At 69.5% G+C, this 11,530-nt stretch carries 11 protein-coding genes; 2 read left to right on the top strand and 9 right to left on the bottom strand.

Annotation, left to right across the window (positions count from 1 at the left end; all coding sequences use genetic code 11):
• From V6M46_RS09340 to V6M46_RS09315, 6 genes are all read right to left on the bottom strand, one after another.
• Window positions 1-1,245: CoA-acylating methylmalonate-semialdehyde dehydrogenase (locus tag V6M46_RS09340; RefSeq protein ID WP_332664098.1), on the bottom strand; the 1,245-nt coding region annotated here is incomplete at its 3' end.
• The gene (gene iolD, locus V6M46_RS09335) at window positions 1,242-3,155 is read right to left on the bottom strand and encodes a 3D-(3,5/4)-trihydroxycyclohexane-1,2-dione acylhydrolase (decyclizing) (protein WP_332664095.1); all 1,914 of its coding nucleotides are present in this window, start codon (window positions 3,153-3,155) and stop codon (window positions 1,242-1,244) included. The genes V6M46_RS09340 and iolD, both read right to left, overlap by 4 nt.
• A complete protein-coding gene (gene iolB, locus V6M46_RS09330; protein ID WP_332664093.1) occupies window positions 3,152-4,003 on the bottom strand; it encodes a 5-deoxy-glucuronate isomerase in 852 nt (283 codons plus the stop codon). Before iolB ends, iolD begins: the two co-directional genes overlap by 4 nt.
• Window positions 4,000-4,893, bottom strand: coding sequence for a Cgl0159 family (beta/alpha)8-fold protein (locus V6M46_RS09325; RefSeq protein WP_332664090.1), 894 nt, complete (start codon window positions 4,891-4,893; stop codon window positions 4,000-4,002). Before V6M46_RS09325 ends, iolB begins: the two co-directional genes overlap by 4 nt.
• Window positions 4,893-5,843, bottom strand: a complete 951-nt coding sequence (iolC, locus tag V6M46_RS09320; RefSeq protein WP_332664087.1) for a 5-dehydro-2-deoxygluconokinase — start codon at window positions 5,841-5,843, stop codon at window positions 4,893-4,895. The genes V6M46_RS09325 and iolC overlap by 1 nt, the downstream gene beginning before the upstream one ends.
• Complete coding sequence (locus tag V6M46_RS09315; protein ID WP_332664084.1) at window positions 5,840-6,733, bottom strand: TIM barrel protein; 894 nt, start codon at window positions 6,731-6,733, stop codon at window positions 5,840-5,842. The genes iolC and V6M46_RS09315 overlap by 4 nt, the downstream gene beginning before the upstream one ends.
• 121 nt (window positions 6,734-6,854) lie before the next feature.
• On the opposite strand from V6M46_RS09315, the gene V6M46_RS09310 reads away from it, so the two are divergent.
• Together V6M46_RS09310 and V6M46_RS09305 are read left to right on the top strand one after the other, a co-directional pair.
• Window positions 6,855-7,592 carry a GntR family transcriptional regulator gene (locus tag V6M46_RS09310; RefSeq protein ID WP_332664081.1) on the top strand — a complete coding sequence of 246 codons (738 nt, stop codon included), beginning with the start codon at window positions 6,855-6,857 and terminating at the stop codon, window positions 7,590-7,592.
• Between the two features lie 120 nt (window positions 7,593-7,712).
• On the top strand, window positions 7,713-8,354 hold the full coding sequence (locus V6M46_RS09305; protein ID WP_332664078.1) for a flavin reductase family protein: 642 nt from the start codon (window positions 7,713-7,715) through the stop codon (window positions 8,352-8,354).
• Window positions 8,355-8,370: 16 nt separating this feature from the next.
• Here V6M46_RS09305 and V6M46_RS09300 read toward each other — a convergent pair whose 3' ends face one another.
• The 3 genes from V6M46_RS09300 to tig all read right to left on the bottom strand — a co-directional run.
• The gene (locus V6M46_RS09300) at window positions 8,371-8,856 is read right to left on the bottom strand and encodes an SRPBCC family protein (protein WP_332664075.1); all 486 of its coding nucleotides are present in this window, start codon (window positions 8,854-8,856) and stop codon (window positions 8,371-8,373) included.
• Between the two features lie 26 nt (window positions 8,857-8,882).
• Window positions 8,883-10,142: an esterase/lipase family protein gene (locus V6M46_RS09295; RefSeq protein WP_332664072.1), complete on the bottom strand. Its 1,260-nt coding sequence runs from the start codon at window positions 10,140-10,142 to the stop codon at window positions 8,883-8,885.
• Between the two features lie 57 nt (window positions 10,143-10,199).
• The coding region (gene tig / locus V6M46_RS09290; protein ID WP_332664069.1) for a trigger factor at window positions 10,200-11,530 on the bottom strand (1,331 nt) is incomplete at its 5' end.

Raw genomic sequence — 11,530 nt, 5'->3', positions numbered from 1 at the left:
GAACACCGCTGTGCCGTTGCCGTACGGATTCGAGTTGATGAGCTCGATGGCAGCGTCCAGCGTCGGAACCCGCAGCACGGTGAGCACGGGTCCGAAGATCTCGTCGGTGTAGACCGACATGTCAGTGGTGACCTGGTCCAGCAGCGTGGGACCGACGAAGAAGCCCTCTTCGTAGCCCTCGACGACCAGGTCACGGCCGTCCACGACGACCTTGGCGCCGGCGTCCTCGCCCTGGCCGATGTAGTCGACGATGCGATCACGGGAGGCAGCGGTCACGACCGGGCCCATCTCGGCGTCCGGGTCGGTGCCGACGCTGACCTTGAGGCCCGTCGAGCGCTCGCGGATCTTGTCGACCAGCGTGTCGGCGGCCAGGCCGACGGCGACGACGGCGCTGATCGCCATGCACCGCTGCCCCGCCGAGCCGTAGCCCGCTGCGACGATGTGGTCGGCGGCGAAGTCCAGGTCCGCGTCGGGCATCACGACGGCGTGGTTCTTGGCACCGCCGAGCGCCTGGACCCGCTTGCCCGTGCGCGAGGCGTTCTCGTGGACATACCTGGCGATCGGCGTCGAGCCGACGAACGACACCGCGGCGATGCCGGGGTGCTCCAGGATCGCGTCGACCGAGACCTTGTCACCGTGCACGACGTTGAACACGCCGTCGGGCAGCCCGGCCTTCTGGTAGAGCCTCGCGACCAGATCGGATGCACCAGGATCACGCTCGGACGGCTTGAGCACGAAGGTGTTGCCGCACGCGATCGCGACCGGGTGCATCCACAGCGGAACCATGATCGGGAAGTTGAACGGCGTGATGCCCGCGACGACGCCCAGCGGCTGCCGGAACGAGTGCGAGTCGACTCCCCCGGAGACCCCGTCGTTGAACTCGCCCTTGAGCAGCTGCGGGATGCCCGCGGCGAACTCGACGACCTCGCGGCCGCGCACGACCTCGCCCTTGGCGTCGTCGATCGTCTTGCCGTGCTCCGAGGAGATGATCGCGGCGAGCTCGTCCTCGTGCTCGACCAGCAGCTGGCGGAAGTCGAACATGATGCGCGAGCGGGCCGTCACCGACGTCTGACCCCACGTCTCGTACGCCTTCGCCGCCGCCTTGACCGCGGCATCGACGTCACCTGCCGTCGCCAGGCGCACCTGCGACTTCGGCGCGCCGACCGCAGGGTCGTACACGTCGGCGAAGCGGTCGCTCTCGCCCGGGACGCTCGTTCCGGCGATCCAGTGGTCATACGTGCTCATGGGTGGTCCTTGTCGTTGTCGGTGGGCGCAAGGTGGCTGCGCTGGTGGGTCTTGTGGTCCTCGTACGACGTACGGGCCTGTCGTGTGGAATCCAGGGCGGAGACCTCAGCCACCGGGACGTCCCACCATGCCGGACTGTCCGGAGCCGGGACCAGGGGGTCGGTCTCGACGTGGATCACGGTCGTCCGGGTGGACTGCTTGGCCTTCAGCACGGCGGTGCGGAAGTCCTCGATGCTGGTGGCCGACAGGACGTCGGCGCCGAGGCTCGCGGCATTTGCGGCGAGGTCGACCGGCAGCCGGTCGCCGTCGAGACCCGTCTCGGTGCGGTAGCGGTACTGCGTGCCGAAGCGCTGCGATCCCAGCGACTCCGACAGGGCACCGATCGAGGCGAAGCCGTGGTTCTGCACCAGGACGACGATGATCTTGACGCCCTCGGCGACCGCGGTCACGAGCTCGGTGTTCATCATCAGGTAGGACCCGTCGCCCACCATGACGAACACGTCTCGCGAGTCGCTCTCGTCGAGCGCGGCGAGCTTGACGCCCAGGCCGCCTGCGATCTCGTAGCCCATGCAGGAGAAGCCGTACTCGACGTGATAGCCCTTGCGGTCGCGGGTGCGCCACAGCTTGTGCAGGTCACCGGGCATCGAGCCGGCAGCGCACAGCACGATGTCGCGCGGGTCGGAGAGCTCGTTGACGGCGCCGATGACCTGGGACTGCGCGGGCAGCGGCTCGTTGGAGCGGTCGTACGCCGCCTGGACGATCGCGTCCCACTCGCCGGCGAGCTGCGTCGCGCGTGCGGTGTACGCGGAGTCGACCGCCCAGCCCTCGAGCAGCGCGGTCAGGGCGCGCAGGCCCTCGCGCGCATCTGCCACGAGGCTTGTCGCGGAGAGCTTGTGGGAGTCGAACGCCGAGACGTTGAGGTTGACGAATCGCACGTCGTCCGCGGCGAACACCGTGCGCGAGGCAGTCGTGAAGTCGCTGTAGCGCGTACCGACGCCGATCACGAGGTCCGCCTCGGCGGCGAGCGCGTTGGCGGCGGTCGTGCCGGTGGCGCCGATCGCGCCGACGGACCGCGGGTGGTCGTACGCCAGGGCGCCCTTGCCGGCCTGGGTTTCCGCGACCGGTATGCCCGCCGCCTCGGCGAACTCCCGCAACGCGTCGTTTGCTCGGCTGTAGGTCACACCGCCGCCGGCGACGATCAGCGGCCTGCGGGCGGAGCGGATCGCGGCGACGGCGCGATCGAGCGCAGCAGGCTCGGGCACCGGACGGGCGATGTGCCAGACCCGGCGGGCGAAGAGCTCCTCGGGCCAGTCCCACGCCTCGGCCTGCACGTCTTGCGGCAGCGCGAGCGTCACGGCACCGGTCGCGGCCGGGTCGGTCAGCACGCGCATCGCGTGGAGCAGCGCCGGAGCCAGCTGCTCGGGTCGGTGCACGCGGTCGAAGTAGGCCGACACCGGACGGAACGCGTCGTTGACCGAGATGTCGCCGTTGGCCGGGTCCTCGAGCTCCTGCAGCACGGGATTGGCGACCTTGGTGGCGAACGTGTCGCCCGGCAGCAGCAGCACCGGCAGGCGGTTGATCGTGGCGAGCGCAGCGCCAGTGACCATGTTGGTCGCGCCGGGGCCGACCGAGGCCGTGACGGCCATCGCGGCGAGCCGGTCGCGCTGGCGGGCGTACGCCACGGCGGCGTGCACCATGGCCTGCTCGTTGCGGCCCTGGAGGTAGCGCAGGTGCGACGGCTCGTCGGCGACCTCGCGCTCGAGCAGGGCCTGGCCCACACCGGCGACGTTGCCGTGGCCGAAGATGCCCCAGCAGCCGGCGAAGAACGCGTTCTCGACGCCGTCGCGCTCGACGTGCTGAGCCTCGAGGAAGCGGACGAGCGCCTGGGCGACGGTCAGACGTACGGTCATGCCGTCACCTCCTGCGTGGCTCCGAAAGGCAGGCGGGGGTCGACGGCCTGGTCGGCCCATGTGTCGCGCACCCACGTGTGTGCGGGGTCGTCGCAGATCAACCAGGCACGCTCGGCGCCGGGGCCGGCCATGACGTTGAGGTAGTAGAGGTCGTAGCCGGGCGCCGCGATCGACGGGCCGTGCCAGCCGTGCGGGATCAGCACGGCGTCGCCGCTGTGGATCTCGGCCGTGACGTCGATGTCGGCACCGTCGTGGCCGTAGACCCGCTGAAAACCGATGCCGGGACCGTTCGGGCCGTCCGCGACCTCGAAGTAGTAGATCTCCTCGAGCGCGGTCTCGCCGTCGCGCTCCTCGTCGTGCTTGTGCGGTGGCCAGGACGACCAGTTGCCGCCGGGCGTCAGCACCTCGCAGGCGATGATCCGGTCCGCCTCGAGGACACCGGGGATGCCGAAGTTGTTGACCTGGCGGCTCGACTGACCAGCACCGCGCAGCTCGACCGGCACGTCTGCCTTCGGCAGGTAGGCCGGCTCGAGGCGGTTGTCGCAGCGCGACGAGGCCAGGGCGAAGCGGCCCCCAGCCTCGCTGGCGACCGACAGCTCGGCGTCACGGGGCGCGTAGACGACATCGCTCGGGCCGGAGAACACATCGCGGCGGCCCTCCAGGGCGTACGTCTGACCGTCGACCGTCACCGCTGCGGAGCCACCGAGCGACAGCACGACGTACTCGGAGCCGTCGGTGGCCATCGTCTCGCTCTGTCCGGCGGCGAGCTCGAGGATCCGCAGCCCGCAATACGTCCAACCCGCTGACTCGGGCGTGACTTCCTCGGCTGAGCGCACCACATGAGTCACGGTGTCATCATCTCCACCGTCGCGTCGACGGCGGCCTCGACGTTGCCGTCGGGCGGGAACAGCAGGGTTCGGCCGACGACCATGCCGCGGACGTTCGGGCTGGCCAGCGCCTTGGACCAGGCGGCGAACTGCGCCCCCTGATCGGCCGACACCTCGCCGCCGAGCAGGACCACCGGCAGCGTCGTGGCGGCCAGGACCGCGTCCATGTCGTCGACGACCGGCAGCTTCAGCCAGGTGTAGGCCGAGGTGCTCGCGAGCCCCGCAGCGACGGTCGCCGAGCGGACGACGGCGTCGGTGGTCAGGTCGTTGCGGATGCGTCCATCAGGGTCGCGCCGGGAGATGAACGGCTCGACCATCGCCATGACCTGGTGGGCGGCGAGCTCGTCGACAGCGTTGGCGCAGGCCTGCATCGTCGCGGGGGTCGCATGGTCCTCGGGGTCGATGCGGAACAGCATCTTGCCGCCCTGGTATCCGGCCGCGGCGATCGAGCCGGCGTCATAGCCGGTGAAGCGGTCGTCGATCTCGAACACCGTGCCGGCAAGGCCACCCCGGTTCATCGAGCCGATGACGACCTTGCCCTCGAGCGCGCCGAGCAGGAGCAGGTCCTCGATGATGTCGGCCGTGCCGAGCACGCCGTCGACACCCGGGCGTTCGAGCGCGCGGACCATGCGGCTGAGCAGCTCGGCGCGGTCGCCCATCGCCAGCGCGTTGTCGCCGGCGCGCAGGGCGCCACGGGCCGGATGGTCGGCGGCGACGAGCAGCAACCGTCCCGTCTCCCCCGCGAGACCGGTCGGCTGCTGCCGGCTGGCAGCGAGCTCGGCGATCCGCTCGGGATGGAGCGCGCGCGTCGTGACGACGCCCGCAATGCTCTCGGCGTTGACGGTGGTCATCAGACCTTCCCCCGTTCGAGCACCGCGGCGACCTGGCCGGCGGTGGGCATGGCGTCGGCACAGGACAGCTGTCCGGCGACGTAGGCACCGGCGGCGTTGGCGAACGCCAGTGTGGTCGTGAGGTCCCAGCCGTTGAGCAGGCCATGGACCAGTGAGCCGCCGAACGCGTCGCCGGCGCCCAGGCCGTTGACGACGTCGACCGGGACCGGAGGCACGACAACCGACTCGTCACCGCGTACGCCCAGCACCCCGGCGGGGCCCTGCTTCACGACGGCGAGCTCGACGCCCGTGGCGCGCAGCGCCTTGGCGGCGGCTTGCGGGTCGGTCTCGCCGATCGCGACCTGGCACTCCTCGCGGTTGCCGACGGCCACCGTGACGTACGGGAGGGCGGCCTGGATCTGGGCGGTCGCCGCCTCTGCGGAGTCCCAGAACATCGGCCGGTAGTCGAGGTCGAGCACCGTGATGCCCTGCTTGCCGCGGGCCTCGAGGGCCGCCAGGTGCGCCTCGCGGCTCGGCTCCTGCGACAACCCGGTGCCGGTGATCCAGAAGACGTCGGCCGCGCGGATCGCGTCGAAGTCGAGCTCGTCGACGCCGATCTCCAGGTCCGGCGCCTTGGGCTCGCGGTAGAAGTAGAGCGGGAAATCGTCCGGCGGGAAGATCTCGCAGAACGTGACCGGTGTCGGCAGGCCGTCGACCGGGGTGACCCACGTGTCGTCGACGCCGAAGCCCTGCAGCGCGGTGTGGATGAACCGGCCGAACGGATCGTTGCCCGTACGCGTGATGGTGGCGACCCGGTGGCCCAGCCGCGCGGCAGCCACGGCCACGTTGGTCGAGCTGCCGCCGAGGAACTTGGCGAACGAGGTGACGTCCTCGAGGTGGACGCCGACCTGCTCGGGATAGATGTCGACGCCGACGCGCCCCATCGTGATGAGCTCGAATTCTTCGGTCACGCGAGCACAGCCTTCACGTAGTCGAGGCTGGCGCGGACGTTGGCGATCGGACCTTCACCCTCGGGCTCGCCGTCCTTGAACATGACGTCCTGCTCCAGGACGTACCAGCCGTCGTAGCCGGCGCCCTCGAGCGCCTCGATCATCGCGCGGATGTCGACGTCGCCCTCGCCGAGCACCTGCCACATGCCGTCGGCGACGGCGTCGGAGAAGGTGATCTCGTTGGCCACGACCTTGGCGGCCATGGCGGTGTCGACGTCCTTGAGGTGGACGTGCTTGACCCGGTCGAGGTTGGCGAGCGTGATCGCGACGGGGTCGGCGCCCGCGGCAGCGAGGTGGCCCGTGTCGATGCAGAAGCCGATGTGTGAGCCGTCGACGACGCGCTGGACGTCATCGGCGTTCTCGACGAGCGTGCCGATGTGCGGGTGGACCACCGCGATGACGCCACGCTCGGCGGCGTGGTCGGCGATGCGGTCGAGATTCGTCAGCAGGGCCTTCCACTGGACGTCATCCAGCACGGGACGGTTGTCGTAACCGTCGACGCCCGTGGCGGCGGCAAGCACGACGACATCGGCCTCGGTCGCCAGGCAGGCGTCGATGAAGGCGTCGACCTCGCTCATGGGGTCGTGGGCCGAGTCGTGGAGGACGACCGGCACGAAACCGCCGACGGCCCGCAGGTTGTACGTCTCGAGGAAGCTCTTGCGGGCCTCGGGCTCGTCCGGCAGGAAGCCGTCGGGTCCGAACTCGGTCGCGGTGAGGCCCAGCCGCTCCATCTCGGCCATGACGCGCTCGGCCGGGAGCTGAAGGCCCCAACCAGGAACTTCGCACACCCCCCACGAGATGGGAGCACCGGCCACTCGGGCGCCGGTCGTGTGCAGATCGCTCGCGGTCATGCTGTTCCTTTGCGGTTTGTGCTGACAAACTATCAAGGACGAGTGTGTCGCCACTCACATCTGCTGTCAACCCTTTGTCCTGACATATTGACGTCTAGTCATGAGTCGATACATTGTCCGCATGCCAGGCCCCAGGTTCACGCTCGACCGATCGAGTCCCGTCCCCTTGTACTTCCAGGTGGCCGAGCAGTTCGAGAAGGCGATCCTGACCGGTGAGATAGCCCCCGGGGAGCGGATCGACAACGAGATCGCGCTCGCGAAGAACCTCGGGCTGTCACGGCCGACGATGCGCCAGGCGATCCAGGTGCTGGTCGACAAGGGCATGCTGGTGCGCAAGCGCGGCGTCGGCACCCAGGTCGTGCACGGCAAGATCCGCCGCTCCGTCGAGCTGACGAGCCTGTTCGACGACCTCAGCGCCGCCGGCCAGAAGCCGCGTACCGAGGTGTTGGCGGTCGGCAAGGTCGCCGCCGAGGAGGACGTCGCCCACGAGCTGCAGCTGGAGATCGGTGACGACGTGTGGTCGCTCGAGCGCCTGCGCTTCGTCGGCAAGCAGCCGCTGGCGCTGATGCACAACTTCATCCCCGTCGACGTCGTCGACCTGGACGCCGTCGACCTGGAGAAGACCGGCCTCTACGCGCACATGCGGTCGTCGGGCATCCTCATGCGAGTTGCCCGTCAGCGCATCGGCGCGCGGGGCGCCGGCGCAGAGGAAGCGGCGTTGCTCGGCGAGAAGAAGGGCGCTCCCCTGCTCACGATGGCTCGCACCGCGTACGACAACGCCGGCCGCGCCGTCGAGTACGGCCGCCACGCGTACCGCCCCGACCTGTACGCCTTCGAGCTCACCCTCGTCGACCGCTGAGGAGAGGGTTGTGGCGCGCTGAGGAGAGGGTTGCAGCGCGCTGAGGAGAGGGTTGCAGCGCGAAAACGTCAGGTCTGAAACCCGCCGGTCCCGGCCTACCAACTCACGGACGATGGGTGCGTGACCATCTCTACGCAGACCCGCGACCCGCACACCGTGATCGATCCGGCGATCCTCTACTTCGGTACACCGGTCGTCCTCGTGACATCGGTCAACCCCGACGGCAGCAGCAACATCATGCCGATGTCGTCGGCGTTCTGGCTCGGACAGACCGGTGTGCTCGGCATCGGAGCGCGATCCCAGACGGCAGCCAACCTGCGACGCAACCTCGGCTGCGTCCTGAACCTGCCATCGGTCGACCTCGTGACAGAGGTGGACCGCCTCGCCCTGACCACGGGGCGCCCGGACGTGCCGCCGGCGAAAGCAGAGCGCGGCTACCGCCACGAGCCGAACAAGTTCGGCCGCGCGGGCCTGACCGCGCTGTCGTCAGACACCGTCGACGCCGAGCGCATCGCCGAGTGCCCCGTCAACCTGGAGGCGCACGTCGTCGACCTGCATCCGGTCGACGACGGAATCCTGCTGTTTGAGGTGCAGGTCGGCCGCGTCCACGTACATGACTCGATCCGCATGCCCGGCACCGAGCACCGCATCGACCCTGATCGTTGGCGGCCGCTCGTCATGAGCTTCCAGCACTTCTACGGCCTGGGCGACCGCGTGCACCCATCGCGGCTCGCGAGCATCGACGAAGAGCTCTATCGCTGACGCCACAACCCTCTCCTCAGCGAGCCACAACCCTCTCCTCAGCGTCGGACTTGATTGCGGCGAGCGTGCGGTCCATGCCGTCCCGCAGCTCGGAGTCGTGGGAGTCCGCGCCGCCGAGCGCGAGCCGGGCGGTGAGCCGCACGGTCAGCGAGGGGTTGGGCAGGGCGGTACGTCGCTCGGTGAGCCGCGTGCCCCCATCAGCCGGTTCGATCTCGTACGACCAGTCGACGTTGGTCGGCCAGACGTGGAAGCGGAAGACGCCGCGCCCGTTGTCGTTGGCCGGCGGCTTCCACTGCGTGATGCGGCCCGTCGTCGGCCACACGAAGCCCTTGCGACGGTTGAGGTTGATGCTCCGGCGACCGACCCTCGGCCTGCCGAGCAGCCACATGCCGACCAGCTCCGGGCTGCGCCGCCCCATCGCCTTGACGTCCGACACCGCCGCCCACACCGCGTCAGGCGACGCAGCGATCTGGATGGTCGACTCGAGCGGGGGTTGTCCCATGGATCAGCCTTTCGATACGGAGTGACTCAGGCCCGCCGCGGGGCAGCGGGCAGTGCACGCGGGTTGCGGGTGCGGGAGTTGAGCCACTCGACGAGCCAGTCACCCACCTGAGGGTGGTTGAGCAGTGCGAAATGGTGTGCGCTCGGCAGGTACTCGAACGTCGCACCGTCGACGATCGGCCCCGTGCGCCCGACGCCCGTCGCCGACGAGAAGTGCACGAGCAGGTCGCCGAGCACGGCACTCAACGGGTGTCGCTGCGAGGCACCGAGCGTCGCGGCGACGAAGTGATACTCGGCGTGCGGCAGGGGCGCCGCGGCGATGCGATCGAGGCCCCACTGGCCCGTGAGGTCCTGGCCCTCCCACTCGTCCTTGGTGATGTAGCCGTGCCGCAGGTCGACGATGCCGGCCGACCGGCTCTCGAGGATCGAGCTGAACGGCGCGGACTCGGGCCAGAACCGGAGCAGGCGCGAGCCGAGGTGGGCGACCTTCTCGAGGTTGGCGCCCGCGTGAGGCGTGCCCAGGCAGACCACATCGCGTACGAGCTGCTGCCACGTCTGGCCCGAGGCGGTCGCGTGGTTGGTCGCCGCGCGGGCCACGAGGCCGCCCATCGAGTGGCCGATCAGCGTGATGCGGCTGACCGGCACGGGCCACGAGTCCACGAGCTGCTGGAGGAGGACGTCGAGGTGCTTGCCGTTCTCCGAGATGTGGAGCCCGGTGTTGTAGCGGACCATGACCGGCGTGCCGTCGGTCTCCGCGACGATGCGTTCGGCGTACGTCGTGCCGTGCACCTTCGCGGCGTTGGACCACGACTCGTCGTTCTCGCACAATCCGTGCAGGAAGACCACGGGGTGGCTCGTGCCGTCGCGGAACGCCTCGGCGAGCGGCCACGACGTCGCGGGCACGTCCTGGCCCTCGTGGCGGATCGCCATCGTGATGGCCTGGGGGTCGTCGAGCATGCGCAGCTCGTCGCCGATGAGACCGTTGACCGCGGCGACGACGAGCCGGCCCCGACGGGTGTCCTCGATGGGCCGACCGACGCCGCGCGTCGCGAGGGCCCGCACGGAGCCGCTCGAGACCCGCAGGACGCCCGAGATCGCGCCGTACACCGAGGTCACCACGGCGTCGTGCAACGACTCCGGCAGGTGGCCACCGACGACGCGGGTCGCCGTGAACATGCGCTTGGCGACGGCCGAGTGCAGGTCGCGAACCGTCCCGACGATCAGGCGGTCGCTGTAGTCCAGAGCCAGCGCCGCGACGTCAGTCGTCCGTGCGGGTTCATCGGGCATACGTACATACTGCCGGTATCCGAACCGAAAATGAACTCCCGCGCGGGGAGTCCTGCATCACGCGTCGGCAGGAGCCTCTGCGTCGTCGGCCTCGTCCGCATAGGTGCCGTCCGCGCGCAGCTTGGACAGCTCGATGACGTTGCCCGACTTGTCGGTGACCTTGGCGGACTCCACGAGCGACGCCAGCGCCTTGCCGCGCAGCACCTCGCTGACCATCTCGGGCACGTGGTTGTGCTCCATGATGTGCTGGATGTACGAGTTGGGGTCCTCGCCCGACTGCTGGGCGCGGCGCATGATGTGCTGCGACAGCTCGGCGTCGTCGATGCCGAACTCCTCGTTGGCGACGATCTGGTCGAGCACGAACTGCGCGATGAGCGAGTCGCGCACGCGCTTCTCGAGGTCGGCCTCGAACTCGTCGATCGTCTGCTTCTCGTCGTCGAGGTAGGTCTGGAACTCGACGCCGGCCATCGCGAGCTGCTGCTCGATCTGCTGGCGGCGGCTGTCGATCTCCTCGGTGACGAGGTTCTCCGGCAGCGGCGCCTCGATCTTGCTGACGATCTCGTCGAGCACCAGGTCACGGGCCTCGTTGGCCTGCTCCATGCGCTTGCCCCGCGTTACGCGGTCGGTCAGGTCGGCGCGGAGCTCCTCGATCGTGTCGAACTCCGACGCGGTCTGGGCGAACTCCTCGTCGAGCTCGGGAAGCTGCTGCTCCTTGACGTCCTTGACCGTGACGGTGACCTCGACGTCCTGGCCCGCGAGCTCGCCGCCGACGAGCTTGGTCGTGAACGTCTTGGTCTCGCCGGCCTTGAGGCCGATGACGGCTTCGTCGAGGCCGTCGAGCATCGTGGCCCGGCCGATCGTGTAGGGCATGCCCTCGGCCTGCGCGGCTTCGATGTCCTCGCCGTTCTGCGACGCCGACAGGTCGATCGTCAGGAAGTCGCCCTCGGCGGCGGCGCGGTCGACCTCGGCGAAGGTCGCGAAGCGCTCGCGGAGCGCCGTGAGCTGCTCCTCGACGTCGTCGTCGGAGACCGCGGCGTCCTCGACCGTGACCTCGATCGTCGAGATGTCGGGCAGCTCGAGGTCAGGACGCACGTCGAGCTCGGCGGTGACCTCGATCGGCTCGCCGTCCTCGAACTTGGACAGGTCGATGTCGGGCTGGCTCAGCGGCTGGATCTTGGTGTCCTGCAGCGCCTGGCTGTACCAGCCGGGCAGCGCGGAGTTGATGGCCTCGTCGAGGACCGCGGTGCGTCCCACGCGCTGGTCGACGATCGCCGCGGGGACCTTGCCCTTGCGGAAGCCGGGGATCGTGATCTGCGAGCCGATGGTCTTGTAGGCAGCATCGAGGCTGGGCTTGAACTCCTCGAACGGCACCTCGATGGTGAGCTTGA

Source organism: Aeromicrobium sp. (assembly GCF_036676885.1).
Lineage (GTDB): Bacteria > Actinomycetota > Actinomycetes > Propionibacteriales > Nocardioidaceae > Aeromicrobium.
The sequence above is the reverse complement of the archived record's forward strand: the minus strand, read 5'-3'. Positions and strand labels throughout refer to the sequence as shown.

What these genes read in the sequence shown, in the direction of transcription:
- iolD (WP_332664095.1), bottom strand. Translation starts at nt 3,155, where the DNA reads ATGACCGTACGTCTGACCGTCGCCCAGGCGCTCGTCCGCTTCCTCGAG.
- V6M46_RS09325 (WP_332664090.1), bottom strand. Translation starts at nt 4,893, where the DNA reads ATGACCACCGTCAACGCCGAGAGCATTGCGGGCGTCGTCACGACGCGC.
- V6M46_RS09315 (WP_332664084.1), bottom strand. Translation starts at nt 6,733, where the DNA reads ATGACCGCGAGCGATCTGCACACGACCGGCGCCCGAGTGGCCGGTGCT.
- V6M46_RS09310 (WP_332664081.1), top strand. Translation starts at nt 6,855, where the DNA reads ATGCCAGGCCCCAGGTTCACGCTCGACCGATCGAGTCCCGTCCCCTTG.
- V6M46_RS09300 (WP_332664075.1), bottom strand. Translation starts at nt 8,856, where the DNA reads ATGGGACAACCCCCGCTCGAGTCGACCATCCAGATCGCTGCGTCGCCT.
- V6M46_RS09295 (WP_332664072.1), bottom strand. Translation starts at nt 10,142, where the DNA reads ATGCCCGATGAACCCGCACGGACGACTGACGTCGCGGCGCTGGCTCTG.